Below are 26885 nucleotides of genomic sequence, written 5' to 3' on the forward strand. Positions count from 1 at the left end.
CCTGTTCTACAGGTCGAGGGTGAGGTTCGGGGTGTGGGCGCGGGACACGCAGATGAACATCCGGTCGCCCGCGGCGCGGTCGGCCTCGCCGAGGATTTCGTCGCGGTGCTCGGGCACGCCGTCGAGCACCCTGGTCTCGCAGGACCCGCAGATCCCGGAACGGCAGGACGACGCGGTGGCCACCCCGGCCTCGTCGAGCGCGGTGATGATGCTCCGGCCCGGCGGCACCGTGACCGTTTTGCCGGAGGCCGCGCACACCACGTCGAACGGGGTGTCCTCCGTGGTCGACGCACGGGCCCGCGACTTGAAGCGTTCGAAGTGGACGGTGCCGTCGGGCCAGTGGGCCGCTGCCTCCCGCAGGCCGGCGATCAGCGGTTCGGGGCCGCACGCGTAGACCTCCCGTCCCGGACGCACCTCTTCGAGCGCCTCGGCCAGCGGGATGCGGCCCACCTTGTCGGCGGGGTAGAAGCGGACGCGCCCGCCGTGGTTCCGCAGCTCGTCGCGGAAGGGCATGGACGCGTCGGTGTGCCCGCCGTAGAGCAGCGTCCAGTCCACGCCCCAGGCGTCGGCCTGGCGGACCATCGGCAGGATCGGCGTGATGCCGATCCCGCCCGCGATGAACAGGTAGGACCCGGCGCGGCGGAAGCCGAAGTTGTTGCGCGGCCCCTTGATGCGCAGCCGCTGACCGGGGCGCAGGAACGCGTGCACGTACTCCGATCCACCACGGCTCCTGTGCTCCCGCCGGATGCCGATCCGGTAGCACGACCGGTCCGCGAGCGGGCCGCACAGCGAGTACTGCCGTTCGATCCCGGTGGGCAGCACGAGATCGACGTGCGCACCCGGATCCCACGGTGGAAGCGGATCACCGGCGCGGGACCGGAGTTCCAGCGACACCACGCCGTCCGCCTCCCACCGCAGCTGCCGGACGATCACCTCCTGCTCGACGACGGCCATCCGACTCTCCTCGTTAACAATGTTACTGATCCGGAACCGGGAGTGTAGTGATAACGTTGTTAACGTGTCAACGAAGCCGAAGACCAGCGACCGGGGCACCATCGCGGCCCTGCGCGGCGGAAATCTGGTGCGGGCAGCGCTCGACCAGGTCAACGACGGGGGCCTGGAGTCGCTGACGATGCGACGGCTGGCCGAGCGTCTCGGCACGCACCTGCCGACGATCTACCGGCTCTACGCCGACAAGGACGCCCTCCTGGACGACATGGCCGAGTCGATCCTGGCGAGCGCGCTGGCGTCGCGGGATCCGGACGCTACCGAGTGGTCCGCCCGTGCCCGGCGGCTGGCCACCGGGTTGCGCTCGGCGTTGCTCGCGCAACGCGACGGTGCACGCATCGTCGGCGGGAACTACGCCGCGAAGCGGAACAATCTGTCCTTCGTGGACACGCTGGTCGGCTGCATGCGGGATGCCCGCCTTCCCGGGGAAACGGCGCTGTGGTCGGCGAGCACGGTCTTCTGCTTCGTGCTGGGCGAAGCCCTCGAGCAACAGGGGGCGGGCGGCGACGAGGTCGGCGTCCTGCTGGACGCCGTCTCGATGGGCGGATTCCACCACCTGTCCGCCAGCCCGGTCCAGCACCTGTTCGACTTCGACGCGAGGTTCGACTTCGGGCTGGAGCTGATCCTGGGCGGAGTGCGGCGCTACACCGCCTGAACCGCGCTATGCCCGTGGCGGGGCCGGGTGGGTGCGCAGGGTCCCCTCGGCCAGGGTGAGGACGGTCAGGACGAGGCTGACGCCGATCATGATCCAGGCGATGACGTGGATGCCGTGGTCGCTGACCTGCTGGTGGAAGACCACGCCGGTGATGGCGGAGGAGGCGATCGAGCCGGCGTAGCCGAAGGTTCGCAGCAGACCGGAGGCGGTGCCGAGCTGTTCGGGCGGGGCGTGGGCGTAGAGCGCGGTCTGGTAGCCGGCGACGGCGAAGCCCGTGGAGGCGCCGAAGAAGAAGGTGAGGATGGCGACCAGCCCGATCCACGCACTGGAGCCGAGCAGCAGCACACCGGCGGAGCCGGCCAGCGCGGTCACGGCGGCGGCGATGACCGGGCCGCGCACCGAGTTGCGGCGCGAGACCAGCGCGATGACCACCCCGGAGACCAGGGTCATGGGCAGCAACAGCAGACCGGAGGCGGACTCGCCGTAGCCGCGCACCGCTTCGATCCACTGGGTGAGGCCGTAGAGCACGACGTACTGGCACAGCATGACCAGCCCGAACAGCACATAGGTGTTGGTCAGCGCCGGGCGCGCGGCCAGCAGGCGGACGTCGAGGAAGGGACTGGATGCCCGTAGCTCCCAGAGCACGTCGAGGACCCACAACACGACCGAGATCGCCAGGATCCACCAGTGGGCCGTGGGAAGTTCGAACAGGAACACCAGCAGGGCCAGCATCGCGGCGGCGAAACCGGCGATGCCGGTCAGGTCCAGTCGCGTGGCAACATCACGCACTCCCCTGCCGCGCAGTGGTCCGTCGGCCTGGATCCAGGCCAGCGCCGCGACGAGCGTGACGAGCGCGACCGGGAGGTTGACGAGGAAGACCGCCCGCCACCCGAAAGCGCCGACCAGCAGACCCCCCAGCGGCAGGCCCAGCGACGCGGTCGCGACGCCGGTGATCTGGAGCCCGCCGAGCACGAGACCCGGCGGCTGGTCCATGCCCGCCTCGCGAGCGCGCTTCCGGATCAGCAGCATCGCGGTCGGGTAGGCGCACGAGGTGCCCAGCCCGATCAGGACGCGGCTGATCAGCAGGGTGAGCAGATCCCGCGCGACCCCGCCGACCAGCCCGCCCGCGGCCACGGCCACGACGCCGGTGACCAGGACGCGGCGCGGGCCGAACACCTCCGCCGCCTTGCCCGCCGTGGGCTGCGCCACCGCGCTGGCCAGGTAGAGCGCCGTCACCAGGGTGGCCGTCTGTCCGATCGGCACACGATGCCGTGCGCGATCGGCACCAGCGCGGTCGCGATCAGCGAGCTGTTGACGGGGTTGAGGACCGAGGCGAGATACAGCGGCGTGGTGAACCGCCACGAGAACGGGCGCTGCCGGATCTTTCCCGGCGGAGTCACCGGAAGTTCGCGGCGAGCAGGGCGACGACGTCGTCGGTGCTGCCGGTCTCGGCGCGCTGCGGGAAGTGGTGGGTCACCGAGAACTCGTGCCGGACGGCGACGCGGTCGGCCATCGCGTCGGTCGGGGTGGTCACGTGGAAGCCGAGCTCGAACGCCTGCTGCACGGTGGCGGCGACACCGTCGCTGGTCGCGACACCGGTGACGACCACCTGGGTGACGCCCCGGCCGCGAAGGTAGTCCTCCAGACCGGTGCCGGTGAACGCGCCCGGGGTGCGCTTGGTGATCAGCTTGTCGGCCGCGCCCAGCTCGGGGACGACCGGCAACGCCTGCTCCGGCAACTCCCAGGGTTCCCCGCCGGGATTCTGGTCGCTGCGCGCGCCCGGCGCGGCGGCGACGTTGACCAGGACGACGGGCAGTCCCCGGCCGCGGAAGGCGCCGGCCAGCCGGGCGGCACGGGCGACCACGTCGGCGGCGGTGTGCGGCACCAGGTCCATGCCGACACTGCCGGCCTGCAGATCGATGACGATCAGGGCCGTCCTGGAATCAAGGGTGGTGATGGGCATCGAAGCTCCTCACGGGAAAAGTCGATCGAGTAGCGCGTGCGCCGCGGCGAGGGTCTGCCGCTCGGCGGGCGAGAGCGTCTCCAGCTGCTTCGCGAGCCAGTCGGTACGCACGCTGCGGCCCTCGGCGATGAGGTCCCTGGCCGCATCCGTGACGGCGACGACTTTCCGACGGCCGTCGCCGGGGTCCGGGGAGACCGTCACCAGCCCCCGCTCGCGCAGCACGCCGACCGTCGCGCCCATGGACTGGGGCCGGACGTGCTGCCGCCCGGCCAGCTCGGTGATCGTCATCGGGCCGTCCCGGAAGACATATCCCAGTGCTTCGGTCTGACTGGCGGTCAATCCCCTGCGGCCACCCTGCTCGCGCAGCGCCCGCTGGGCTCGGCCGAGTACCTCGCGTAGCGATTGAGCCAGGTCCGCGGCGTCGGTCACGTTCTCCAGCCTAGCTGGTACGAAGGCAACCTACAAAGGTTTCCTTCTTAGTTGCCGGTGGGGGGCCCACTTCGTCCCAGGATGAACGAGGCCCTGTTCGGCGCCCCGTCCACTGCCCGGCGCTGGTTGAGTACGGGGCACAGGCACAACGCCGAAGCGAAGGAGAGAAGACGGAATGACTACTTGGCTGATCACCGGCGCTTCCCGCGGCCTGGGCGCGGAGATCGCCCGTGCGGCACTGGCCGGAGGCGACACCGTGGCGGTCGCGGTCCGCGATCCCGGCCGCCTCCCGGAGGACCTCAGGACCGGCGCGCGCGTGTTCCCCGTCGCGCTGGACGTCACCGACACGGCCGCGATCGCCCCGGCGGTGAAGTCCGTCGTGGAGCGGTTCGGCGGGATCGACGTGCTGGTCAACAACGCCGGACGCGGGCTGCTGGGCGCGCTGGAGGAGATCAGCGACGCCGAGGCGCGGTCACTGTTCGACCTGAACGTGTTCGGGCTGATCAACGTCACCCGCGCGGTGCTGCCGTTCATGCGTGAAGCGGGCGGCGGCAAGCTCGTCCACATCGGATCCCGCTCCGGATTCGAGGGCGAGCCAGGGGTGAGCGTGTACAGCGCGTCGAAGTTCGCCGTGGCGGGTATCAGCGAGGCGCTGTCGGCGGAGCTGGCACCGCTCGGGATCCAGAGCATGGTCGTCGAGCCGGGCGTCTTCCGCACCGACTTCCTCGACGCCAGTTCGCTGTCCCTGCCGGAGCAGCGGATCGCCGCCTACGACGGCACCCCGGCGCACACCACTGTGGACTGGGCCGGCGACGCCAACCACACCCAGCTGGGCGATCCGGTCAAGGGCGCGGCCCTGCTCCACGAGGTCGCGTGCCAGGACAAGCTGCCGACGCACCTGCTGCTCGGCCGGGACGCGATCGACCGCTGGCAGGTCAAGGTCGACCAGATCGCCGACGACACCGAGCCGTGGCGGGCGAAGTCCGTCGCCACCGCCCACCAGGACTGAGGCCCGGTCAGCGCACCGGCGACACCCGGACCGGGTTCTCGCTCCGCGAGCCGGCCAGCAGGCGCATCGCGGCCTCCGAGGCGCTGCCGGGCTCGGTGGTGTAGACGAACAGGGTCTGGTCGGGATCGTCCGCCGGGTGCAGCGCCTGGTACCGCACCGTGAGGTCGCCGGCCACCGGGTGGTGGTAGCCCTTCGCCCCGGTGGTGCGGCGGTGCACCTGGTGGTCCGGCCACCAGTCCCGGAACTCCGCCGAGTGGATCGACAGATCCCCGATCAGCGCGGACAGCTGCGGGTCGCCGGGGTTGCGTCCGGCGTCCAGGCGCAACATCGCCACCGTGTCCCTGGCGACGGCCTCCCAGTCCTGGTACAGCTCCCGCGCGCGCGGGTCGAAGAACACGAACCGCGCCTGGTTCCGGTCGACGGCGGGCAGCGCCCGGAACTCGGCGATCAGGGCACCCGCGATCCGGTTGTGCGCCAGCACGTCGAGCCGGCGTCCCAGCACGAAAGCCGGCGAGTGCACCTCGTCCAGCATCTCGATCAGGCGCAGCGTCGCCGGATCCACCCGCTGCGGGCGGGCGCGCCGCCTGCGCCGCGCGGGTTCCGGCCGCCCGAGGTCCATCAGGTGCTGCCGCTCGGCGTCGTCCAACCGCAGCGCGGTGGCCAGCGCGTCGAGCACTTCGGCCGAGGCGCTGCGACTGCGCCCCTGCTCCAAGCGGGTGTAGTAGTCCACGCTCACCCCGGCCAGCCGCGCGAGCTCCTCCCGCCGCAAACCCGGCACCCGGCGCCGGGACGACTCGCCGTCGAGCCCCAGCTCCCCGGGGCCGACGCGGGACCGGCAGGTGCGCAGGAACTCCGCCAGCTCACTGCTCTTCATGCCGCTCATGGCCCGATTCTGGCCGATCCCGGACCGCGGCGCAGGCGGCGTCCCGGTCAGCCGCGCAGCCCGAGGATGCCTGCGATGTCGTCCAGGCATTCCTCGAAGACGGGTTCCAGGTCGGTGTAGGCGAAGTCGAGCTGGTGCAGGACCTCCATGCACAACAGGCCGTACAGCCGGATCCAGCAGGACAGGAAGACGTGCGCGGCCGCGGGCGGCAGCCGTCCGTCGATGCTCGCGGAGTAGGCGGTCAGCTGCTCCCGCAACGATCCGGGCAGGTCCGCCGGATCGGGCACCGGAAACGGCCGGATCTCCCAGAGCTCGATCGTCAGGTCGAGCAGGACCTGCTCGAAACGCTGCCCGGCCCGGTGGCGTGTCGAGCCCGGATCCCGGTTGGGCGGGGTGACCGGGCCGGCGAAGATCCAGCCGAACTCGGCCGGATGGGCGATCGCCCAGGCGCGCATCGCCCGGCATACCGCCACGATGCGTTCGCCGACCGGGGCATCGGCGCGGGCGTCCCTGGCCTGTTCCATCGCGGCGGCCAGTTCGCGGAAGAAGCCGGCGGTCACCGCGCCGACGAGCTCGTCGTGGCTGGCGTAGTAGTGGTACAGCGCCGGGCCGCTCATGCCCACCTGCCGGGCCACCCCGTTGATGGTCACCGCCGCCGGTCCCCGCTCGACCAGCAACGTGCGCGCGGCCCCGTGGATCTCCTCCAGCGCTGCCTGGCGCACCCTCGCCCGCCTGCTGCTCGTGCCCGCGGCCATGGTCATCCCTTCCGTCACCGTGTTGACATCCTAGACCAACTATGCTTCCTTAATGGCTCTAAGTAAACCTAGAGATGCTAGGGGCTTCGATGGAACGCTGGTGGTGGGTCGTTGTCGCGGCACTGCTGGGGATCACGGCCGTGTGGTGGGGGTTCTCCAGGGCCGCGCACCTGCGGCGGGAGCGGGAGGACCGGCGATGAAGGCGGTCATCGTGGGCGGCGGCATCGGTGGACTGGCCGCGGCCGTGGCCTTCCACCAGCGCGGCTGGCAGATCGAGGTCCTGGAACGGGCGCCCGGGTTCACCGAAATCGGCGCGGGACTGGCGGTCCACCCCAACGGGCTGCGTGCACTGGACACGCTCGGCCTGGGCGACGCGCTGCGCACCGGCGGGCCCGCCGATCCGCCCGCGGGCATCCGCCGCGCCGACGGGAAATGGCTGATCCGCAACGACATCGCCGGTCTGAAACGCCGGTTCGGTCCCTGGACGACCGTGCACCGCGCCACCCTGATCGACCTGCTGCGCGAGGCGCTGCCCGCAGCGGCGTTGCGGCCCGGCACGGACGTGCACGAGGTGCGACCCGACGGCACGGTCCGGCACAGCGGCGGCACTTCCACCGCGGACCTCGTCGTGGGCGCGGACGGCGTGCACAGCGTGACCCGACGGTCCCTGTGGCCCGATGTCCGCGAGCCGCGCTACGTCGGCTACACCACCTGGCGCCTCATCGCACCGCCCCACCCGGTTCACGGGAACGTGGAAACCTGGGGCCGGGGCGAACGGTTCGGGCATGTGCCGATGCCCGATGGCCGCGTCTACTGCTACCTGATGGCCAACGCCCCGGCCGGCTCCCGCGCCGGCCTGGACCGGCTCCGCGAACGTTTCGCGCGCTGGCACGACCCCATCCCCGCGCTGCTGGACTCCGCCGGAGCGGACGACGTGCTGCAACACGACACCTACGAGCTGCCGGAGCTGGACACCTACGTCTCCGGCACGGTCGCCCTGCTCGGCGACGCCGCACACGCCATGACCCCCAACCTCGGTCAGGGCGCCTGCCAGGCACTCGAAGACGCCGTCACGCTCGCCACCGCGGTCGGCACACTCGGCGTGCGTCAGGGGCTCGCGGAATACGACCGCGCCCGCAGGCCACGCACCCAGATGATCGCCCGCCGGTCCCGCCAGGTCGGCGCTCCCGCGCACTGGACGTCGCCGGCGTCGGCCGCCCTCCGGGACGCGGCGCTCCCCCTCCTGCCCAGCTCGCTCTTCGGACGGTCGATCACGCCCGTCTACGCCTGGACGATCGGACCCCGTCCGGAAAGGTTCACCCGATGACCCTGCCCCGAATCCTGATCGTCCTCGCCGGACTGATCACCACGGCCGGCGCGGTGCTCGCCGACCTGGTCATCCCCGACCTGGCGGCACAGCACGCCTTCAACCCCGGCTGGCCGCCCCACGCCAAGTTCCACGACGCCCAGTACCTGGTCATGACGGTGTTGCTCGGCCTGCTCGGCCTCGTCCTCGCTCTGCGGCGGGGCCGGGACACGCGCGGCAGGCTGCTGAACGCCACCGTCGTCCTCGCCATCCCCTGGCTCGGCATGCTCGGCGCGCTCCTGTTCCCCGGCACGGCCACCTACGACCCGGAGTTCGCCGGCCGGACCCTGTTCGTCCTCGGCCTGCACGGGCAGGTCGTCCTGGCCATCGTCGTGATCCTCATCCTGCTCGGCGCGGCAGCCGCGGCACTGCGCACGCCCAGGGAGCCCAGCCCCCGGCCCTGAGCCACGCTCGATCAATACCGAACGTTCTACCTGTATGCTGGAGGTGAGCAGGAAGCAGGTGACCAGGTGTCCGAAGCACGAGCGAGGCTGCTCGGCACAGCCAGCCGGCTCTTCTACGCGGAGGGGCTGCACTCCGTCGGCATCGACCGGATCGTCGCCGAAGCGAGCGTGACGCGGGCGACGCTCTACCGGCACTTCCCCAGCAAGGACGATCTGGTCGTGGCCTACCTGACCGGGGCCGACGAGCTGATCCGGAGCCAGGTGGAATCGATCCGCGCGGCCGGGCACTCCCCGGCGGACACGGTCCGGGCCGTCGCCGAGTCGATCACCGACAGCATCGGCTCCGACGGGTTCCGCGGATGCGCCTTCCTCAACGCGGCCGCCGAATACCCCGCGCCCGATCACCCGGTGCACCGAGCCGTCGTGACCCACCGGGAATGGTTCCTGGACACGGTCATCGATCTGATGGCCGACACCGGCGAGACCACTCCCGAACCACACGCCAGGCACTTCGTCATGCTGCGGGACGGTGCGATGGCGGCGGGCTGCCTCGCCGATCCGGCACCGATCTGCGAGACCTTCCTGCTCGGCGTCGAAGGAATCCTCAAGTACCGCGACGCCGCCGTGGTGGACCAGGACGCCGTGAAGGCCCGCCGACGCCGGTGAAGCCGAAGCTCTCCGGATGACGATGACGGGTGGCGCCGTCCGTTTTCCTTGGCGCCGCTGACGAACCGCCGCCTGGCCGGCCTGAGCACCGTCGAGGTGGCGGGCACCGCCCGGGAAGGGACATGTCCCCGGGCGGTGGCCGTTCGTCACCGCGCGCGGTGACGGCACGCGAGGCGGCCCGGCGGAGGAACCCGGACCGGGCCGCGGCCCGGCGGGGTCAGCTCTTCCAGACCACCGGCGAGTCGGAGTAGGCGTCGCCGTCGCTGAACTCCGCCGCCGTGACAGTGCTGCTTCCCGAGGCGGCGGTCAGAATGCACGTGTCGTACTTCGCGCCCGCGGTCGTGAAGTCCCGTGCGGCGCTCTCGTTCTCGCACTTGTCGGTGTCGCCGCTGATGATCACGCCCGTCGAGCGGCCGTCCGGGCCGAGGCCGCGCAGACGGACCGAGCTGTAGGACAGGTCGGTGCCGCCGACGTTCTCGACGGTCGCGCGCACGTAGAACGGGGTGAGGCCCTGGGCCCGCTCGCCGAAGGCCGCCAGGTCCGCGCTGTCCCCGCGCTCGATGGCGGTGACGGTGATCGCGATGGTGCCCGACTTCGACGAGCTGTACTCGAACGGCAGAACGGCGCGGTCGCCGACCTTGAGCTCGGTACCCGGCGCGGTCGCGTCACCCGCGGCGGCGGGACTCGCGGGGGCGGACGGTTCCGATGACTCCGACGACTCCGCGCTGCTCGGCGCGGTCGTGGTGACCGGCGCGGCCGCGCCGGTCGTGGGCTCGTCGTCACTGCCGCAGGCGGTCAGCAGCACCGGGGCCACCAGCGCGGCGAGCAGGACGGAACGGACGTGGTTCATGGATCTCCTTGCCGTGAAAGAACACTCGGGCCGCGGACCGCACGGGGCCGGTCATCACCCGCGGCGCTCCGGTTCCTCGTGCACCCCTGCGCACGAGGAACCGGTTCCCCCCGTCCGGCGTGCCCTCGCCGGGACGTTAACGCTCCAGGCCGCCGTGTGGTGTGGGCCGTTCACACCACACGGTCACAAGTCGTCGACGCTGATCAGACCGTCCTGGATCGCGCGCGCCACCAGCGCGGCCTTCGTCGGCGCCTCCCGGCCGATCTGCGCGTACTTCACGCGGATGCGTTCCAGATGCGAGTTGACCGTGTTCTGCGAGATCCCGAGCCGGTGGGCGACGAAGTCCTTGGACTCCGACTGGAACCACTCGACGAGCACCTCGGTCTCCCTGGCGGACAGGGCGGGCCGGTTCGTCGACCGGTCGGCGGCGAGCGCGCCGGCCAGTGACGGTGGCGTGTACGGCCGTCCGCCCGCCGCCGCGCGGGCCGCTTCGACGAGGTACTGCGCGCCCTCGGCCTTGGTGAGGTAGGACAGCGCGCCGAGTTCCAGGCACTGCAGCGCGATGTCGTCGTCGGCGCGCATCGAGTACACGACCACCCGCCGCCCGCCTCCGGCCAGCCGGCGCAGGTCCCCGAGCGCCGGCGTGGCTCCGCCGAGGTGCAGGTCGAGAATCACCACGTCGGCGTCCGCGCCGTCGAGCCACGCGACCCGCACGTCGTCGCCCTCGGCGATGGTCCGGATGGGCGGGTCGCCGGAGGCCAGCCAGTGCGCGACACCCGCCCGCACCGCCGGGTGATCGTCGACGACCACCGCGGTCAGCTCGTCACCTGCCATCTCGCCTCCATCCGCGTCCGGTCGCCGAGGGTGTCGCTCGTGACTTCGACGTCAGGGGAACGGGACGGGCTCCCCGTCGTGACGGCGGAATCCGCGATCACGGCGAGCCGGACCTCCTCCGCGGTGCGCAACAGGCTCACCCTCGCCCGCGTGCGCGCCGCGGACAGCGCGGTGAGCACCGGTTCGGCCAGCATGCGGCGCACCGCCGTGGGCACCGGCACGACGTCCCCGCTGACGGCGAACGACACCGCCACCCCGCGCCGCTCGGCGATGTCGACGGCCGCGGCGACCTCGTGCACGAGCGGATCCGGCACGTCGTCGTTCTCGGCGAAGAGCAGACGCAGCCGGGCCGCGGCGAGCGCGCACTGGTGCCGCACGTCGTCCGCGCGCGGGTCGAGTGCGCCGTCCGCGAGCCCCGCGAGCAGCGGCAGCACGGAACCGAACTGTTCCGCGGCGCGGAACCGCTGGTCGAGTTCCCACTGTTCGGCGAGCGCGGCGCGGGTGGCGGCGCGGTCCCGTTCGGTTACGGTCGCGGCCATCGCACGCAGCCTGCGCATGACCATCTGGACGATCAGCCCGACCGCGATCTGGAAACCGAGCACGCTGACGATCGCGATGGCGGTCTCCCCGAGCGAGACCCGGTTGAGCGGCACCACCAGCAGGAACTGCGTGGTGCCGATCGCGGCGTGCCCCGCGAACGCCGCCAGCACCGGGCGGGTCCGTTCGAGCAGCAGCACGAGCAGGTGCCAGCCGGTGAGGCCGAATGCCCAGTGCCGCGCGTGCAGGTACCACTCGCCGGGGGTGGTGGCGGTCGCCGTCGCGGAGGCGATCAGCACCACGCCCGCCGCGGGCAGCGCCACCCCGGGGGGAACCCGGCGGCCCCGCAGGATCCAGCCCGCGGCGACCACCAGCACCAGCGCCAGCGCGGCGAACGCGGTCTCGGCGAGCCAGCGCGGTTCGTAGAAGGACCGGTTGCCGAACAGGTAGGCCGCCGACATGCTCGCCTGCAGGACGGCCGTGACGCCGAGCAGCACGATCCGGATGGCGGCCAGCACCCGCCCGAGCAGGGCCTGTTCAGACATCCGGCCACGCCAGCCGCACGGTCGTCCCGGCGCCGGGACGGGAGGTCACGGTCGCGCTGCCGCCGGCCGCCGCCATGCGTTCGACCAGCGAACCGCGGATGCCGCGCCGCTGACCGGGAACCGCCGCGGGGTCGAATCCCGCGCCCTCGTCGGCCACGGTGATCACGGCCCCGTGCCGGTGCGACCCGACGGTGATCCGCGCCCGTGCCACCCCGGCGTGACGTTCGACGTTGCGCAGCGCTTCCCGCACCGCGCGCGTGAGGGCGAGAGCGGCCGACGCGGGCAGCAGCGGCACCGGTGTCCACTCGATCGACGTGTCCAGCGGGCTCTGCGCCGCGATGCCGCGCAGGGACGCTTCGAGGTCGACGAGGCTGTCGTGCGCCCCGCGTTCCCCCGTCAGCACCGCGAGATCACGCCGCGCGTACCCGGCCACGGCGGCCGGTTCCACCCGGTGCAGCGCGACCATGAGGAACGTCGCCGACGCGGTGTCGTGCAGCAGCGCCAGGTACTCCCGGTCCTGCCGCCGCCGCTCCAGCGCCAGTGTCCCGGCCCGTTCCAGCGCGGTCTGCCGGTCACGGATCCGCTCGATCCAGCGGGTGACGCGCAGCAGCAGCGCGAACGCCAGCCGCGCCAGCGTCGACTCGATCACCACGCGGACCAGGACGGGCGCCGCCTCGCCGACGCCGATCACGGCGGCTTCCAGCGCCAGCAGCCCGGTCACGACGGGCACCGTGACGCGCAGCGGCCACTGCCATTGCACGGTGATCCCGGTGATCGTCAGCACGTTCGGCGCCCACAATCCGGGCACGGTCCACGGTTGCGCCGCGCAGATGGCGACCGCCCGGCCGCACGTCAGGACGCAGGCGAGCACGCCGGCCCTGCCCGTCACCGCGTGGTAGCAGTCCGCCGCGCCACCGGCCAGCGCGAGTCCCAGCAGGGCGAAGGCCAGCGGTAGCGCGGATGCGGGCGTGGCCAGCACACCGAACACGCTCAGGACCGCGAGGGCGATCCCCCGCACGAGACCGCCGAACTGGCCGAGCGCCCGCGTGAACTCCGCCTCGACCTGGCCTCTCTCGCCGCCCAACCCCCCTCCTCGGTGGTGCCCGGACCCGCGGCAATGATCCTAGAGCGAGGTGATCTCGCGCCTGACTCCCCACCGGAAGATCCGCGGCACCGGCCCGCTCGGGGTGCGCCGAGGCGGGCGGCCGCGGCGGGTCATGGCTGGATCCCGAGTGTCGTCAGCCAGATGTGGGTCAGTGTCGCGGTCGCCTCGTCCAGCGAGCCGCCCGCGAGGTGTGCCTGGTAGAAGACGCGTTCGGTCATCCACACCAGCGCCGCGACGACAGCGGCGGCGTCACGCGGCCCGGAACCGGACGGTGTCCCGGCACGTTCGGCGATGCCACGGGTGGTGGCGGCCAGTGCGATCACGGCGGAGCGCCACGCTTCGTCGACGGCGGGGACCACCGGGGACAGCTCGACCGCGGCCCGCATGACGGTGCCGTGCTCGCGCCACATCCGGGCGGTCTGCTCGAGCCCCCGCCGCAACGCCTCCCCGGGAGCCGCCGCCGCGTCCGCGGCGTCGACCGCACCGCGCAGAATGGACACGGTCCGTTGCACGAGCGCGGCGAGGACGTCGTTCTTCGAGCCGAAGTAGAAGTAGAACGCGCCCCTCGTGATGCCGGCCGCCTTCGCGATCGTCTCCACGGTCATGCCCTCCGGGCCCCCGGCGTCCAGCTGCCGCTCGGCCGCGTCGAGGATCGCGCGCTCACGCAGGTCACCCTTCGTCGGAGCCACCTTGCGCCGCCGCCGGACCTCCTTCTCCTCACCCACTCCTTCTTATAGCACACGTCGAGAATCGTCTACACTGTGTCGAATTTTCTCGACACAGTGTAGACTCGGCTCTTGATCATCGACACCGTCCGCCGTCAGGCCGACGCCGACGCCTTCGAGGCGCTGCACCCGGGGCGGTCGGTCGCCCGGATCCTCGACGTCACCGACGACGACGCCGTGTTCCGCACCGTCGACGAGATCGAGGCCACCGTCGGGCCGGTCGACGTCGCGATCGCCAACGCCGGCTACGGGCACGAAGGCGTCTTCGAAGAGTCGACGATGGCCGAACTCCGGGCCCAGTTCGAGGTCAACGTGTTCGGCGCGGTGGCCACCGTCAAGGCCGTACTGCCGTACATGCGACGGCGCCGCGGCCACATCCTCGGCGTCACCTCGATGGCGGGCCTGATCACCGTGCCCGGCACGTCCTTCTACCAGGGCAGCAAGTACGCGCTCGAAGGCATCCTCGAAACGGTCGGCAAGGAGGTCTCGCGTTTCGGCGTGCACGTCACCGCGGTCGCGCCCGGGTCGTTCCGCACCGACTGGGCAGGCCGCTCGATGGTCCGCACCCAGCGGTCCATTCCGGACTACGACGAGGTGATGAACCCCGTCCGCGAACGCCGCCTCGCCGCGCACGGACACCAGCTCGGCGATCCGGCGGAGGCCGCGGAAGCGATCCTGAAGATCGTCGACGCGCCCAACCGCCCGCGCACCTCGTCCTCGGCTCCGACGCACCGCGGCTCGTCACGTCCGGGCGCGCCGCCGTGGACGAGCAGTTCCGGGAGTGGGCCGAGCTGACCCGGTCCACCGACTTTCCCGACGGCGCGCAACTTCCCGGCTGAGGGCCCGTACCGGATCCGCACCGCACCCGCACCCGGCGCTTGACGAGAGGTCACGCGCCGGGCCGACGGTGGGCCCCGCCACCAGCGGGATGCGCGCTCCGCGGGAGGCCGGGGTGCGAGCATTCCCGGATGCCGCCACCCCGGCGGCCCCGCCCGAAAGACGAAGGTGCGAGGAAACGTGCACGCGAACTCGCCGGCCTCGTCAGCGCCGGTGTCCTCACCGCGACCGCGCTGCCGAACGCCCCGGAAGCCGCCGCCATCGACCATGAGGTCAAGACCACGGACGGTGATCCCGGCGGCGTCGCCTGGTTCACCGAGCACGGTGACCACGCCTACGTCTGCGACATCGAGGCGGACGGCTGGGCGGCGGGCCTTTGGGTGTACTGGAACGGCGGCTCCTACACGCTCAGCGCGGGCGGAAGCGGAAACTGCGCCCTCGCCGACGCCAGCGAGGCCGGGCACGACCTGCCGGAGAACGCCTACCTCAACTTCCGGCTCTACCTGCACAAGTCGGGCACCGCATATGCGTACCAGCGGACCGCGCAGTGGTACAACGACAACTGAGCGCTCACCCTCGGGGGCCTGAGCGTTCCTTCGCCACCCGCCGGGTCTCGATGTGCACACCGTCGATCAGTCGGCCACCCGTCGTCGCGGCCGCGGTGAGGCAGAAGCGGACCCACATGTTGAGCTGCACCTCCTTCGCGAACCGCAGGCGCGAGTACAGCAGGTGCACCAGGCGGTTCGCGGCCCTGGCCCACAGCTCGATCTCGAACACCAGCAGCCGGCCGTCCTCGTGGGCCCGGAACTGCACCTGCCCCGACTCCAGGTGCCCCCGCAGGGTCACCAGCCGCACGGTGGTGCGGTCCCGGTGAGCGATCCGCACGGGACCGTTCCACGGCCCGGGCATCCCGACCACCAGTTCGCGGCCGGACCGGCCGCTGCGGACGTCCACCACCTCGTCGGGGACGAAGTGCCCGAAGTCGGCCACGACGAGGTCGACCAGCCGCGCCGCGTCCAGGTCCGCCCCGGCCACCCGCACCCGGAAGACGCGGTGGAACAGCGGTCCGAAGCCGTCGAGCTGCACCCGGTCGTCGAGCACGTCCGGGGGCAGCGGTGGCGGCCGGTCCTCGTCGCCGCCAGGGCGTTCGGTGCGGTGCAGCGGCGTGGTCGACCACAGGTAGCGCCACGTCACGAGCGCGGTGCCCGCGAACCGGCGGGCGAGCAGGCCGAAGGCCCGGCGAGGTGATGGCATCGATGCGCTCCCGCATGGGTGGAACCGGGATTTCCGGGTACCGGACACCAGATACCCGTCCATCCACGGCTGACACGGAGACGCCCATGGTGGTTCGGCTGCTGCACCGGGCCCACGTGCGCGGCGCGCACCTGCACCTCGCCTCGCTGGCCACGGTCGGCCTCTGCCTCGGCCTGTGGGTGCGGGCCAAGACGATCGACCAGGACCAGCGGGGCAACGCCGAACGCCGCGCCCTGTTCGTGGGCCTGTGGCCGCCCATGTTGTGGCTGATCGGCGACTCGCTGGAGGACCACGAGTGACCCGGGCCGGAGCGTGGGTCTTCGGCAGGCTCGACGCCGGGCGGGCGTGGCGCGACCTGGCCGCGGCCGAGGTCAACTACTCCGTGTCCGAAGTGCGCCGACCGCAGTGGAACATCGACACGCACCGCCACCGGCTGCCCGGCGAACGGCCCGGGCCACCGGAGCCGGGCGGCGCGTGGGACCAGGCGTGCCGTCTCGTGCGCGACTACGAGTTTTCCCCGCCGGAGATCGTCCGCGCGCTCTACGACCCCGCCGCGCCGCTGCTCGGACGGGACATGCTGCTCGAAGCCCGCTGGCACGGCATGCACTTCTACTGCGGAGTCCGGGTCACCGAGGTCGTCGACGAGACCCGCGACAACGGTGACCGGGTCTGGGGCTGGGCCTACGAAACCCTCGAAGGCCACCTGGAGCGGGGCAAGGTCACCTACCAGGTGATCAAACACCCCGGTACCGGCCAGGTCGAGTTCGTGGCCGACAGCTACTCGCAGGGCGCGCCGTCGCTGGACCGCGTCACCTTCCTCGGCTGGCGGCTCTTCGGCCGTCGCACGCAGCTGCGGTTCTACCGCCGTTGCGGCCGTCGGCTGCGGGCGTTCACCGAGGCCGCGCTGCGCGGGGAGACGGTGCCCTCCGGCCCGCCCACGCGGGTCGGGCATCTGGTGAGCGCCCCCTCCGACACGGTGGTCTCGCGCCTGGACACCCTGGCGATCCACCGCGTCGGCCCTGGCAGGCGCGCAGGGCGGTGATCCGCCGGGTTCCATTGTGGACGAGCGGTCAGCAGGCCGGTCAGTGCCGAAACCACGGCGCCGCAACGAACGCGACCCGGGTGCCGGGCCTGGCGAAGGCCGCGCCGAGCACCAGGGACCAGGTGAAGTACCACGGCAGGCCCGCCGATCCGCCGGTGACCAGCAGTCCGATCATCAGCAGGTCGTTGTGTTCACCGGCCACGAGGCAGAGCAGGACGAGCGGGTTGGCCACGCCGAGCCACAGTGCGTGCTCCGGCCGGGTCCCGAGGTGGCGGCACGGGCGCGGCAGCCACACGCACGGCCACCCGAGCCCGGTGGCCATCACCAGCCTGGTCAGCACCGTGCCCAGGATCAGATCGTCGCCGCTGAGACCGACCACGGTCCGGACGATCAGTGCGCGACCGCGCCCTGGGCGAGGTAGGCGTAGAACTCGGTGCCGAACAGCGGCGGGGCGGCCGGCAACGGCGCGGTCCACACCGCGATCGCGCGCACGGCCCGGCGGTGACTCGAAGCCCCGCGGCCAGCGGGATCGCCATCGGGGCCGCCCGCGACCGGATTCGGCGGCGCGGGGTTGTCGAGTTCGACATGGACTCCATTGGCACTTCACGCGGTAGCGAGGAGCTATAACGACACGGGAAGGAGTGTCAATAGCGGAAGTGAGAAGTTCTAACTAGACTGGGAGCGTGACGAACCCGGGCGAGAGCCCGCGCGAGCGCTACCGCGCTCAGGTGCGGGAAGAGATCAAGCAGCACGCGTGGGAGCAGATCGCCGCGGCGGGAGTGCCCGCGCTGTCGCTGAACGCGATCGCCAAACGGGTGGGCATGAGCGGTCCGGCGCTGTACCGGTACTTCGCGAGCCGGGACGACCTGATCACCGCGCTCATCCGGGACGCCTACCGCAGCCTCGCCGACACCGTCCAGGCGGCCGCCGGTGCCGATCTGGCCGGGCTGGCCCGCGCCATCCGCGACTGGGCCCGCGCCGACCCGCAGCGCTACTTCCTCATCTACGGCACCCCGGTCCCGGGCTACCACGCGCCCGACGACACCACCGCGATCTCGAACGAGATCATGACCGTGCTGCTGGAGGCCTGCGCCGCGCTACCGGTCGACAAAACGGCAACACCGTTCGACGTCCACCTCGACACCCACCGCGACTGGGCCGGTGACAACCCGGCGCCCTCCGCGACACTGCACCGCGCCCTGTCCTTCTGGACCCGGCTGCACGGCGTGGTGTCACTCGAACTCGCCGGGCACTTCACCGGCATGAAATTCGACCCGGCACTGCTCGTGGCCGACGAACTGGACGAGCTGACCGAGCGGTGATCCACCCGGTGCCAGGACAGCGGGACGTGTCTCACCGCGCGAGACGGCGGGCACTCCCCTGCCGTGCGCCGAGGACCGGCAGGGCCGCGGGCACCGTCGCGGCGTGCACCATCCGCGCGACCAGTTCCTCGTACGGGACGCCCGCCGCCGCGAACATGCGCGGCACCTGGGACTCCGCGGTCATGCCCGGCATCGTGTTGACCTCGTTGAGCACGGGACCGTCGGAGGTGAGGAAGAAGTCCACGCGGGCGACCCCGGCGCAGCCGAGTGCCTCGAACATCGTCAGTGCCGCCCGGGTGAGCACGGCGAGGTCCGGTCCGGTGAGGTCGGCGGGCACCGTGAAGTCGGCGGTACCGTCGTACTTCGTGGCCGTGTCGAAGAAATCCCCGCCGGGGTGGATCTCCAGTGGCGGCGCGGCCCAGCAGCCGCGGTCGGCGTCCCGGAGGACCGCGACGTCGATTTCGCGGCCCTCGACGACGTGCTCGACGAGGACCCGGTCGTCGTAGCGGGCGGCCAGGCGCACCGCCTCCGCCAGCTGGCCGGCGTCCCGGGCGAGCGAAACGCCGTAGCTGGAACCGGCGGACACCGGTTTGACCACGACCGCCGTGCCGAACTCGATGTCGTCGCCCGCACGCACCAGACGTCCTGGCGCCACAGGGATTCCGACGGCTTCGGCGACCAGTTTGGTCATCCACTTGTCCATGCCGACCGCGCCCGCCCGCAGATCCGAGCCCGCCACCGGTTTCCCCGCGAGAGCGCACAACGCCGCGAGCGCGCCGTCCTCCCCGAGCGGGCCGTGCACCGCCGGGAAGACCACGTCCGCCCGTTCCAGCAACGGCAGCGCGGCGGCCAGCGACGCGGCGGCGGTGAGCCCGAGTGCTTCCCCGTGCCGCCATCGCCCGTCGCGGCCGATGGTGAGATTGGTGGCTTCGAACCCACGGCACCGCAGCGCGCCCGTGACGGCGGCGGCGGTGGCCAGGGAAACCTCGTGCTCGGCGTTCTGCCCGCCGCCGATGACCAGGACGTGGGTCATGCGCTCGTCCTCACTCGTGCTCCGATTCCGGTGACGATGGTGTGCGGGATGGTCCCGGCCCAGCGGGCCCAGTCCTGGATGGTCGGCGTGATCCCGTCCCGCGGCCCGAACACGGTCGCGGTCGTGCCCGGCGGCACGGGAGCGGCGCCGGTGTCGACGACGATCTGGTCCATCGAGACGCGGCCGACGATCCGGTGGCGGCGTCCGTGGATCGCCACGCAGGCTTCCGGCGAGATCTCCCGCGGAATCCCGTCGGCGTACCCGAGTGGCAGCACGCTCAGGTACGTGGCGGTCGTCGTGACGTACGTACCGCCGTAGCCGACCGGTGTCCCCGCCTCGACGGCCGCGCTGTGCACCACCGGTGCGGTCAGGCGGGACGCGCCGTGCAACTCCGTGGTGCCGGACGGGTCGATGCCGACCAGGCCGGCCCCGAACCGCACCATGCCGAAGTGGGTGGACGGGTCGGTCAGCGTCCCCGAGGTCGCCGCCAGATGCGTGAGCGGCACGCCCAGGCCCGCGGCCCGCACCGCCGTCCGGGCCTGCCGCAGGCGTGCCACCGCGGGCGCGTTCGCCGCCGGATCGGCCTCGTCGGCCAGCGGCAGGTGCCCCATGAGACCCACGACCTGCGCCTGCCCGTGCCGCTGGGCCCCCGCGGCGGCCGTGATCAACGCGTCCCACTCGGCCGCCGGGCAGCCTTCCCGGGCCATGCCGGTGTCCACGTGCAGGTGGATCCGCACGCCGGCGGGCGTGGACCGCGACACCAGTGCCGCCAGCTCGCCCACCGATCCGACGGCGACGTCGATCCCGCCTGCCGCGGCGGCCTCGGCGTCGGCGCCGGACGGGTTCAGCCAGGTCAGGATCGGCACGGTCAGCCCCGCCGCCCGCAGCGCCAGCGCCTCGGCGAGGTCGGTCGTGCCGAGCCAGTCCGCCCCGGCGGCGACCGCGGCCCGCGCGACCGGGACGGCGCCGTGCCCGTACCCGTCCGCCTTGACCACGGCCAGGATCCGAGCGGAGGTCCGCGCGCGGGCGATCGCCAGGTTCGCCCCGATCGCCTCCGGGAGCGTGCGCAGGGTGGGTGGCACGAGGCCGGTGCGGACCGTGCTGGTCACCGCCGCATCCTCGGATCATGCGTGGGATCGGCGTAGAGCGGCGGAGGACCGGCCGAGACGGCGTCGGGCCGCAGCTCGTAGTGCCAGGGTTCGTTGCGGTAGATCTGGCACAGCCCGTACCGGGCGCCGTGCTCGCGCAGCCACGTCGCGGCCGCCGACGGTCCGATGTCGACCGCGTCCCCCGACACGTGCGCGGACGTCTCCGCGGTGGCCACCCACCGCGCGGCTTCCTCGTCCGAGCCGTACTTCGCGACGGCCTCGCGCCGCAGGTGCTCCTGGTACTCCGGAGACCGCCAGCCGCTGTTGACGACGAACCGGATCCCCTCGCGCGCGGCGTCGGTCGCGGCGTGACGCAGGGCGGCGAGCAGGTCGGGATCGAGGTTGGCCACGGCGGGGAACTCGTCGTCGAAGACCGTCACCCCGTCCGGGACCGCGCCGTCCGCCCGGCCGATCGCGACGGCGAGGAGCGCCGACCGGGACCGTCGGGCGAGGGTTCGTGCTCGTTCGCGGAAGGTCATGGCGCCCAGCGTCGGCAGTGACGTGTTGCCGTCCCGTATCCGCTTTCCGATATGCCCGCGATAGGCGGCGGCCCGTAGGATCCCCGGAATATGCGTGTGCTGATCGTCGAGGACGAGCCCTACCTGGCCGAAGCCATCCGCGATGGCCTGCGCCTGGAGGCGATCGCCGCGGACCTCGCCGGTGACGGGGACACCGCGCTGGAGCTGTTGAGCATCAACGACTACGACCTCGCCGTGCTCGACCGCGACATCCCCGGCCCCTCCGGTGACGAGGTCGCCGAGCGCATCGTCGCCTCCGGCAGCGGCATGCCGATCCTCATGCTCACCGCCGCCGACCGGCTCGACGACAAGGTGTCCGGGTTCGGGCTGGGCGCGGACGACTACCTCACGAAACCCTTCGAGCTGCGGGAACTCGTGCTCCGGTTGCGGGCGCTGGACCGCAGGCGCGCGCACCACCGGCCGCCGGTGCGGGAGATCGCGGGCCTGCGCCTGGACCCGTTCCGCCGCGAGGTCTACCGCGACGGCCGCTACGTCGCGCTCACCCGCAAGCAGTTCGCCGTGCTCGAAGTCCTGGTCGCCGCCGAGGGCGGTGTGGTCAGCGCGGAGGAGCTGCTGGCGCGGGCGTGGGACGAAAACGCCGACCCCTTCACCAACGCCGTGCGCATCACCGTGTCGGCTCTGCGCAAACGCCTCGGCGAACCGTGGGTCATCGCCACCGTGGCCGGTGTCGGCTACCGCATCACCGAAAGCGCCGGAGGGAACCGTGGATAGAGCGCCCGGGCCGAGCGTTCGCTTCAAGCTCACCCTCAGTTACGCCGGGTTCCTCATGCTCGCCGGTGTCGTGGTGCTCGCGGCCGTGTGGCTGCTGCCGTTCGTCCCCGACCGCGGGCTCCCGACCAAGTTCCTCCTCAACCGGTCCGTGCTGTTCCACGAGTACGCGCCGATCGCGGGCACCGCGCTGGTCTTCCTGCTGGGGTTCGGCCTGCTCGGCGGATGGGTCCTCGCCGACCGCATGCTCGCCCCGCTACCCGCATCACCGAGGCCGCGCGCAAAGCCGCGAACGGGTCACTGTCCCACCGGATCCGCTTGCCCGGCCGCCAGGACGAGTTCCGCGAACTCGCCGACTCCTTCGACGCCATGCTCGCCCGGCTCGAAGCCCACGTCGCCGAGCAGCAGCGGTTCGCCGCCAACGCCTCGCACGAACTGCGCACCCCGCTGGCGATCACGCAGACCCTGCTGGAAGTGGCGCGCGGCGATCTGGAACGCGACCCCGGCGAGCTCGTCGACCGGCTGCACACCGTCAACACCCGAGCCATCGACCTCACCGAAGCGCTGCTGCTGCTCAGCCGCGCCGACGCACGGGCCTTCACGCGGGAACCGGTCGACCTGTCGTTGCTCGCGGAGGAAGCCACCGAAACGCTCCTCCCCCTCGCCGAAGAGCGCGGGCTCACCATCGAGACCACGGGTGGGGAGTCGCCCACCGTGGGCTCCCCCGCGCTCCTGCTGCAGCTGACCACGAACCTGGTGCACAACGCGATCGTCCACAACCTGCCCGAGCAGGGCAGCGTGCGGGTCACGACCCGCACGGAGCCCGGCGCGGTGGTGCTCACGGTCGAGAACACCGGCGAGAACCTCGCCCCGGACCTGGTCGCCACGCTCGCCGAGCCGTTCCAGCGCGGCACCCGGCGCGCTCGCGCCGGCCGCACGGGTGTCGGCCTCGGCCTGGCGATCGTCGACAGCATCACCCGCGCCCACGACGGCACCCTCACGCTCGCCCCCCGCCGGGGCGGCGGCCTCCGCGTCACGGTGCGGCTTCCTGCCGCCGACTGATCAGGGCTTGACGCCCCGACGGGACGGAAACTCGGGGGGCCGGCGCTCCGCGAACGCGTTCAGGCCCTCGCGGGCGTCCGGGGAGGTGAATGCCTTCTGCCCGTACCGGGCTTCGCTGTGGAATGCCTGGTCCTGCGGGAGATCACCGAGCCGGAGGACGGCCTCCTTGATCGTCGCCAGGGCCGTGCCGCTGCGGGTCACCAGGCGGTGGGCCCGCTCCAGCGCGGTGTCCAGCAGCTGGGCCGCCGGGACGACCTCGTTGAGCAGGCCGTACCGCAGCGCCTGCGCGGCCGGGATCCGGTCGCCCTGCAACATCAGTTCCATCGCCCACACGTACGGGATCTGCCGGGTCAGCCGCGTCAGCGTGCCGCCCGCCGGGACCACGCCGACACCGCTCTCCGGGAGCCCGAACTCCGCGCTGTCGGCGGCGATCCGCAGATCGGTGGACAGCATGATCTCGAACCCGCCGCCCAGGCACAGGCCGTTGACCGCGGCGATCACCGGTTTGAACAGCGTCGTGTGCTTCTGGTGCGCGGCGTCCCATTCGGAGATGTCGAACCGGCCCTCGGCCAGCGCCGGGATCGACTCGGTCAGGTCCGCTCCGACGCAGAACGCGCGGTCGCCGCTGCCGGTGAGGATCGCGACGGCGAGCGAATCGTCGTCGCGCACCTCGGCGAACGCCTCGCCCAGTTCCTCATACATCGCCAGCGTGAGCGAGTTGAGCTTCTCCGGCCGGTCGAAGGAGATGACCGCCACCGCGCCGTCGCGGTCCAGGCTGATACCGGCCATCAGATGACGCCCTTCCCGCGCAGCTCCGCGATGCGCTGCTCGTCGAGATCGGCGAGCGCCCGCAACACGGTGTCCGCGTGCTCGCCGACCTTCGGTGCGAGCCCGCGCGGCTGGGTGGGCGTGCCGCCGAGCTTGATCGGCGAGCCGAACATGCGCAGCTCCCCGAACTCCGGGTACTCGACGTCGACGACCATGTCGCGCGCGGCGATCTGCGGGTCCTCCACGACCTCGCCGATGTCCTTGACCGCGCTCAACGGCACCGCGTCACCGGCGATCTCCTCCAGTTCGGTCTTCGTCCTGTCCTGGAACCACCGGTGCAGCACCGGCCGCACGCGCCGTTCGTAGGTCTGTGGGTCGAAGCGCTTGGCCATGGTGTCGATCTCGGGATCGTCGGCCAGCTCCGGTTCGCCGAACAGGCCACAGGACAGGCGCCAGAACTTGTCGGTGTAGCCGCCGAAGAACACGAACCCGTCCTTGCACGGGTAGAGCTCGTAGGGCTTGACGAACGGGTGCTCGTTGCCCAGCGGGCCGGGGACCTTGCCGTCGACGGTGTAGGACACGACGGCGTTCTCGGTCAGGCTGAGCACCGAGTCCTGCTGGGAGACGTCGACCAGCTGCCCCTGTCCCGTCCGGTCCACGTCGCGCAGCGCGGCCAGGGTGCCGATCACCGCGTACAGCGTCGCGGACAGGTCGCCGATGATGGTGCCGACCCGCGCGGGCGGGCGGTCGGGGAACCCGTTCATCGACCACAGCCCGCCGGTGGCCTGCGCGCTGTTGTCGTAGGCGGGACGGCGCCGGTACGGGCCGGTCTGGCCGTACCCGGAGATCGCCGTGTACACCAGGCGCGGGTTCTCCGCGCGCAGCACGTCGTAGCCGACGCCGAGCTTGTCCATCGTGCCGGGACGGAAGTTCTCCACCAGCACGTCGGCGCGCCGCACCAGCTTCTTCAGCAGTTCCTTGCCGTCCTCGTGGGACAGATCGAGGGTCAGCCCGAACTTGTTCCGGTTGAACTGCGCGAAGAATCCGCTGAACTCCTCGCCCGAGCCGGAGGCCAGCTTCGGCGGGAAGTCCCTGGCGTAGTCCGGATCCTTCGGGTTCTCGATCTTGATCACGGTCGCGCCGAGGTCGGCCAGCAGCATCGAACAGAACGGGCCCGCCACGACCCGGGTGATGTCCAGGACGACGACGCCGCGCAGCGCGCCCTCGGACAGTCCGCCGGGCATCATGCCCGCGATCGCGCCTTCGTCGAACGTCATGTTCCGCCTCAGCTTTCGTCGACCCGGATCGTGGCCTCCAGCAGGGTGCCGCACGCCGGGCTGTAGTACTCGTCGATCATCACACCGGCGCGCGGCCGGGCCCGGACCCCGTACCCGGCCAGGCGCTCGGTCGCGGCACTGGTCACCTTCCGCGCCGCGTCACGCCAGTCCGCGCCGTTGCCCAGCCGGGCGCCGCTCGCGGGCACGTACCAGCCCTCGGCGTCCCGTTGCGGCGCGGACGAACCGGCCGGGCTGCTCGCCGGGACCTCCCGGTCCGGGTCGGCGCCGAGCCGGTCGCGCCGCAGCCCGGCCCGCGCCTGCCGGGTGGCCGCCTCGTCCACCCTGCCGCCGGTGACGACCACACCGTAGGTGCGCCGTGCGGTTTCCGCGCTCACGTAACCATCGCGGACGTCGGCGGCGACGAGCTCCGGGTCCCGCAGCAACGGGTCACCGTAGCCGCCGCCACCGGCGATCCACTGCACCAGCACGTCCCCGGCGCCGATCGTGACCGACTGCTGGTTGATGGCCAGTAGTTCCTTCTCCGCCGCGCCGAGCGTGTCCGCGGCCGGGACCCGTCCCGCGGCGAGTAACCGGGCCGCGTCGGTGCCGCGCCACACCTCGTGACCGCTGCCACCGCCGGGAAGACCGCCACCGAAGCCGTCGGCGGTGACCTGCGCGCTGGGCGCGAACACGGTCTGCGTGACCTCCCGCGCGCCGTGCAGGGTCCAGGCGAAGCGCAGGCCGAGGCCGCCGCGGTGCGCGCCGTGCCCGGCGCTTTCGGTGTTGAGCTGCTTCCACAGGTAGAGCACCGGGTAGAGCATCTCGTTCATCTCGACGTCCGGCAGCATGTTGTTGACCTGCGTCATCATCCCGGCGCAGTCGAGACCGTCCCGCTCCGGCTGGGCACCGGCGCCCATGCCGCCACCGTCCATGTTGAACAGCACGAAGTACTCGCCCTCGTCCGTGGTGCCCGCCGAGATGCCGCCGGTCCACGAATCGCCCCACACCCCCTGCGTGCGGTCGCGCACGGTGGCGTCCTCGCTGCCGCGGCACGCGTCGTTCATCAGCTTGGTGACCACCCGGCTCACCCGCGCGCCGGTGGTGAGGTGCCCGTTGCTGATCGGCGCCGGTGGCCGCGGGTTCACGATCGAGCCGGGCTCGGCGACGATGTCGAACGCGGTCATCACGCCCTCGTTGAACGGCACGTCCCAGGCCAGGATCGGCACAATGGCGGTGGCGACGCTGCCGACCAGCGCACCGTAGCTGCAGTTGACGAACCCGTCGGTCTGCTCCGCGGAGCCGGTGAAGTCGAAGGTGATCTGGTCGTCGCGTTTGGTCATGGTGCACGCGACGCGGTACAGCTCGTCGACGTGTCCATTGTGCTCGGTCCACTCCTCGGCGGTGTAGGTGCCGTCGGGGATGGCCGCGATGCGGTCGCGCACCACCTGCTCCGCCAGCTCGAACGACAGGCGGGTGTAGTCGCGGAACCGCTCCAGCCCGAACTCCCCGACCGTGCCCAGCAGGCGGCGGATGCCGGTGTTGTTGCTCGCGACGAGGCTGCGCACGTCGTTCCAGAACAACGCGGGCACGCGCACGTTGTTGAGCAGGATGCGGCGCACCCATTCGACGGGCTCGCCGCGCTCGAAGATCTTGACGCCGGGCGGCAGCCGCAGCGCTTCGGCGTAGCAGTCGTGGGCGCCGGGCGCGAACCCGCCCGGCGTCATGCCGCCGACGTCGACCAGGTGCGCCTGCGACTGCGCCCAGCCGATCAGCTCGTCGCCGTGGAAGATCGGCGAGATCACGTTGGTGTCCGGCGGGTGGCTCGCGCCGGCGGTGTGCGGGTCGTTGCAGATGAACGCGTCGCCGGGCGCCAGCGGCTCCCCCTCGATGGCCTTCACCAGGTTCTGCACGGCCACGCTGCCGGATCCGATGTGGAACTGGACGTAGTCGGAGTAGGCGTAGATGCGGCCTTCCGGGTCGAACAGCGCGGTGTTGAAGTCACCCGCCTCGGTGATCACCGGTGACCCGGAGGAACGGATCATCGCGATGCCCATCTCCTCCACGATGGAGTCCAGGCGCATGCGGATCACTTCGAGGGTGACCGGGTCGAACCCGTCGGGCAGCGTGTGCGGGGTGCTGGTCATGGTCGTCTCCTTGGCCG

General features: G+C 71.9%; 31 protein-coding genes and 2 pseudogenes. 12 read left to right on the top strand and 21 right to left on the bottom strand.

Translation table 11 applies throughout. The annotated features are described in order from the left end of the window. Window positions 1–6: 6 nt before the first annotated feature. A complete protein-coding gene (locus tag HNR02_RS31620; RefSeq protein WP_179777280.1) occupies window positions 7–954 on the bottom strand; it encodes a PDR/VanB family oxidoreductase in 948 nt (315 codons plus the stop codon). A gap of 64 nt (window positions 955–1018) precedes the next feature. Between HNR02_RS31620 and HNR02_RS31625 the strand changes: the two genes are divergently transcribed. Next, on the top strand, window positions 1019–1663 hold the full coding sequence (locus HNR02_RS31625) for a TetR/AcrR family transcriptional regulator C-terminal domain-containing protein (protein WP_218914343.1): 645 nt from the start codon (window positions 1019–1021) through the stop codon (window positions 1661–1663). Between the two features lie 6 nt (window positions 1664–1669). On the opposite strand, the gene HNR02_RS31630 is transcribed toward HNR02_RS31625, so the two are convergent. Genes HNR02_RS31630 through HNR02_RS31640 form a run of 4 tightly spaced genes read right to left on the bottom strand, consistent with a single transcriptional unit; the run spans window position 1670 to window position 4055 of the window. Beyond that, window positions 1670–2926: an MFS transporter gene (locus HNR02_RS31630; RefSeq protein ID WP_218914344.1), complete on the bottom strand. Its 1257-nt coding sequence runs from the start codon at window positions 2924–2926 to the stop codon at window positions 1670–1672. Next, complete coding sequence (locus tag HNR02_RS35170) at window positions 2896–3063, bottom strand: hypothetical protein (protein ID WP_218914345.1); 168 nt, start codon at window positions 3061–3063, stop codon at window positions 2896–2898. Before HNR02_RS35170 ends, HNR02_RS31630 begins: the two co-directional genes overlap by 31 nt. Next, a complete protein-coding gene (locus tag HNR02_RS31635; RefSeq protein ID WP_179777282.1) occupies window positions 3060–3626 on the bottom strand; it encodes an isochorismatase family protein in 567 nt (188 codons plus the stop codon). The genes HNR02_RS35170 and HNR02_RS31635 overlap by 4 nt, the downstream gene beginning before the upstream one ends. Before the next feature lie 9 nt (window positions 3627–3635). After that, window positions 3636–4055, bottom strand: a complete 420-nt coding sequence (locus tag HNR02_RS31640) for a MarR family winged helix-turn-helix transcriptional regulator (RefSeq protein WP_312861238.1) — start codon at window positions 4053–4055, stop codon at window positions 3636–3638. Between the two features lie 175 nt (window positions 4056–4230). Here HNR02_RS31640 and HNR02_RS31645 point away from each other — a divergent pair, with 175 nt between their 5' ends. Beyond that, window positions 4231–5064 (top strand): SDR family NAD(P)-dependent oxidoreductase, encoded by an 834-nt coding sequence (locus HNR02_RS31645; protein ID WP_179777283.1) that lies wholly within the window; start codon window positions 4231–4233, stop codon window positions 5062–5064. Window positions 5065–5071: 7 nt separating this feature from the next. Here HNR02_RS31645 and HNR02_RS31650 read toward each other — a convergent pair whose 3' ends face one another. Continuing rightward, window positions 5072–5938, bottom strand: coding sequence for a helix-turn-helix transcriptional regulator (locus tag HNR02_RS31650; RefSeq protein ID WP_218914621.1), 867 nt, complete (start codon window positions 5936–5938; stop codon window positions 5072–5074). Between the two features lie 56 nt (window positions 5939–5994). Further along, entirely contained in the window at window positions 5995–6720 is a 726-nt protein-coding gene (locus HNR02_RS31655) for a TetR/AcrR family transcriptional regulator (RefSeq protein WP_312861239.1), read from the bottom strand. Window positions 6721–6898: 178 nt separating this feature from the next. On the opposite strand from HNR02_RS31655, the gene HNR02_RS31660 reads away from it, so the two are divergent. The 3 genes from HNR02_RS31660 (at window position 6899) to HNR02_RS31670 (ending at window position 9138) form a co-directional block, all read left to right on the top strand. Further along, window positions 6899–8029 carry an FAD-dependent monooxygenase gene (locus tag HNR02_RS31660; RefSeq protein WP_179777285.1) on the top strand — a complete coding sequence of 377 codons (1131 nt, stop codon included), beginning with the start codon at window positions 6899–6901 and terminating at the stop codon, window positions 8027–8029. Then, complete coding sequence (locus tag HNR02_RS31665) at window positions 8026–8472, top strand: DUF6640 family protein (protein ID WP_179777286.1); 447 nt, start codon at window positions 8026–8028, stop codon at window positions 8470–8472. Before HNR02_RS31660 ends, HNR02_RS31665 begins: the two co-directional genes overlap by 4 nt. 66 nt (window positions 8473–8538) lie before the next feature. Beyond that, entirely contained in the window at window positions 8539–9138 is a 600-nt protein-coding gene (locus tag HNR02_RS31670; protein WP_179777287.1) for a TetR/AcrR family transcriptional regulator, read from the top strand. Between the two features lie 217 nt (window positions 9139–9355). Here the strand turns inward: HNR02_RS31670 and HNR02_RS31675 are convergent, their stop codons facing one another. The 5 genes from HNR02_RS31675 to HNR02_RS31695 all read right to left on the bottom strand — a co-directional run bounded on the left by HNR02_RS31675 (window position 9356) and on the right by HNR02_RS31695 (window position 13734). Continuing rightward, window positions 9356–9988, bottom strand: coding sequence for a hypothetical protein (locus tag HNR02_RS31675; protein ID WP_179777288.1), 633 nt, complete (start codon window positions 9986–9988; stop codon window positions 9356–9358). Window positions 9989–10171: 183 nt separating this feature from the next. Further along, window positions 10172–10822, bottom strand: coding sequence for a response regulator (locus HNR02_RS31680; protein WP_179777289.1), 651 nt, complete (start codon window positions 10820–10822; stop codon window positions 10172–10174). Further along, the gene (locus tag HNR02_RS31685; protein WP_179777290.1) at window positions 10804–11904 is read right to left on the bottom strand and encodes a hypothetical protein; all 1101 of its coding nucleotides are present in this window, start codon (window positions 11902–11904) and stop codon (window positions 10804–10806) included. Before HNR02_RS31685 ends, HNR02_RS31680 begins: the two co-directional genes overlap by 19 nt. Further along, window positions 11897–12988 (bottom strand): sensor histidine kinase, encoded by a 1092-nt coding sequence (locus HNR02_RS31690; protein WP_179777291.1) that lies wholly within the window; start codon window positions 12986–12988, stop codon window positions 11897–11899. Before HNR02_RS31690 ends, HNR02_RS31685 begins: the two co-directional genes overlap by 8 nt. Window positions 12989–13119: 131 nt before the next feature. Continuing rightward, window positions 13120–13734 carry a TetR/AcrR family transcriptional regulator gene (locus HNR02_RS31695; RefSeq protein WP_179777292.1) on the bottom strand — a complete coding sequence of 205 codons (615 nt, stop codon included), beginning with the start codon at window positions 13732–13734 and terminating at the stop codon, window positions 13120–13122. Window positions 13735–13806: 72 nt separating this feature from the next. Between HNR02_RS31695 and HNR02_RS31700 the strand changes: the two genes are divergently transcribed. After that, a complete protein-coding gene (locus HNR02_RS31700; RefSeq protein ID WP_246339326.1) occupies window positions 13807–14529 on the top strand; it encodes an oxidoreductase in 723 nt (240 codons plus the stop codon). Window positions 14530–14702: 173 nt separating this feature from the next. Continuing rightward, on the top strand, window positions 14703–15137 hold the full coding sequence (locus HNR02_RS31705) for a hypothetical protein (RefSeq protein WP_179777293.1): 435 nt from the start codon (window positions 14703–14705) through the stop codon (window positions 15135–15137). Window positions 15138–15141: 4 nt separating this feature from the next. Here HNR02_RS31705 and HNR02_RS31710 read toward each other — a convergent pair whose 3' ends face one another. After that, entirely contained in the window at window positions 15142–15825 is a 684-nt protein-coding gene (locus HNR02_RS31710) for a DUF1990 domain-containing protein (protein ID WP_179777294.1), read from the bottom strand. Window positions 15826–15911: 86 nt separating this feature from the next. On the opposite strand from HNR02_RS31710, the gene HNR02_RS31715 reads away from it, so the two are divergent. Then, window positions 15912–16124 (top strand): hypothetical protein, encoded by a 213-nt coding sequence (locus tag HNR02_RS31715; RefSeq protein ID WP_179777295.1) that lies wholly within the window; start codon window positions 15912–15914, stop codon window positions 16122–16124. After that, window positions 16121–16867 carry a DUF1990 family protein gene (locus HNR02_RS31720; protein WP_179777296.1) on the top strand — a complete coding sequence of 249 codons (747 nt, stop codon included), beginning with the start codon at window positions 16121–16123 and terminating at the stop codon, window positions 16865–16867. Before HNR02_RS31715 ends, HNR02_RS31720 begins: the two co-directional genes overlap by 4 nt. A gap of 40 nt (window positions 16868–16907) precedes the next feature. Here HNR02_RS31720 and HNR02_RS31725 read toward each other — a convergent pair whose 3' ends face one another. Together HNR02_RS31725 and HNR02_RS37015 are read right to left on the bottom strand one after the other, a co-directional pair. After that, on the bottom strand, window positions 16908–17246 hold the full coding sequence (locus HNR02_RS31725) for an MptA/MptB family glycosyltransferase (protein ID WP_179777297.1): 339 nt from the start codon (window positions 17244–17246) through the stop codon (window positions 16908–16910). Window positions 17247–17257: 11 nt separating this feature from the next. Next, window positions 17258–17368 (bottom strand): annotated as a pseudogene (locus HNR02_RS37015) (MptA/MptB family glycosyltransferase); the annotation flags it as partial. A gap of 182 nt (window positions 17369–17550) precedes the next feature. Between HNR02_RS37015 and HNR02_RS31730 the strand changes: the two are divergent. Next, window positions 17551–18189: a TetR/AcrR family transcriptional regulator gene (locus tag HNR02_RS31730; RefSeq protein ID WP_179777298.1), complete on the top strand. Its 639-nt coding sequence runs from the start codon at window positions 17551–17553 to the stop codon at window positions 18187–18189. Window positions 18190–18220: 31 nt separating this feature from the next. Here HNR02_RS31730 and HNR02_RS31735 read toward each other — a convergent pair whose 3' ends face one another. Genes HNR02_RS31735 through HNR02_RS31745 form a run of 3 tightly spaced genes read right to left on the bottom strand, consistent with a single transcriptional unit; the run spans window position 18221 to window position 20849 of the window. Then, window positions 18221–19222, bottom strand: a complete 1002-nt coding sequence (locus HNR02_RS31735) for a D-alanine--D-alanine ligase family protein (RefSeq protein ID WP_179777299.1) — start codon at window positions 19220–19222, stop codon at window positions 18221–18223. Further along, on the bottom strand, window positions 19219–20331 hold the full coding sequence (gene alr / locus HNR02_RS31740) for an alanine racemase (RefSeq protein WP_179777300.1): 1113 nt from the start codon (window positions 20329–20331) through the stop codon (window positions 19219–19221). The genes HNR02_RS31735 and alr overlap by 4 nt, the downstream gene beginning before the upstream one ends. Then, window positions 20328–20849, bottom strand: a complete 522-nt coding sequence (locus HNR02_RS31745; protein WP_179777301.1) for a M15 family metallopeptidase — start codon at window positions 20847–20849, stop codon at window positions 20328–20330. Before HNR02_RS31745 ends, alr begins: the two co-directional genes overlap by 4 nt. A 90-nt stretch (window positions 20850–20939) precedes the next feature. Between HNR02_RS31745 and HNR02_RS31750 the strand changes: the two genes are divergently transcribed. Together HNR02_RS31750 and HNR02_RS31755 are read left to right on the top strand one after the other, a co-directional pair. After that, complete coding sequence (locus tag HNR02_RS31750; RefSeq protein ID WP_179777302.1) at window positions 20940–21620, top strand: response regulator transcription factor; 681 nt, start codon at window positions 20940–20942, stop codon at window positions 21618–21620. Further along, window positions 21613–22679, top strand: a pseudogene (locus HNR02_RS31755) (sensor histidine kinase). The gene HNR02_RS31750 and the pseudogene HNR02_RS31755 overlap by 8 nt, the downstream one beginning before the upstream one ends. Here HNR02_RS31755 and HNR02_RS31760 read toward each other — a convergent pair. From HNR02_RS31760 to HNR02_RS31770, 3 genes are read right to left on the bottom strand one after another with little or no spacing between them, the layout of a single operon-like run. Next, window positions 22680–23468, bottom strand: coding sequence for an enoyl-CoA hydratase/isomerase family protein (locus HNR02_RS31760; protein WP_179777303.1), 789 nt, complete (start codon window positions 23466–23468; stop codon window positions 22680–22682). Further along, window positions 23468–24724 (bottom strand): CaiB/BaiF CoA transferase family protein, encoded by a 1257-nt coding sequence (locus HNR02_RS31765; protein WP_179777304.1) that lies wholly within the window; start codon window positions 24722–24724, stop codon window positions 23468–23470. Before HNR02_RS31765 ends, HNR02_RS31760 begins: the two co-directional genes overlap by 1 nt. Window positions 24725–24732: 8 nt before the next feature. Beyond that, window positions 24733–26868, bottom strand: coding sequence for a hydantoinase B/oxoprolinase family protein (locus HNR02_RS31770; RefSeq protein WP_179777305.1), 2136 nt, complete (start codon window positions 26866–26868; stop codon window positions 24733–24735). Window positions 26869–26885 lie beyond the last annotated feature (17 nt).

Source organism: Amycolatopsis endophytica, from assembly GCF_013410405.1.
Lineage (GTDB): Bacteria > Actinomycetota > Actinomycetes > Mycobacteriales > Pseudonocardiaceae > Amycolatopsis_E > Amycolatopsis_E endophytica.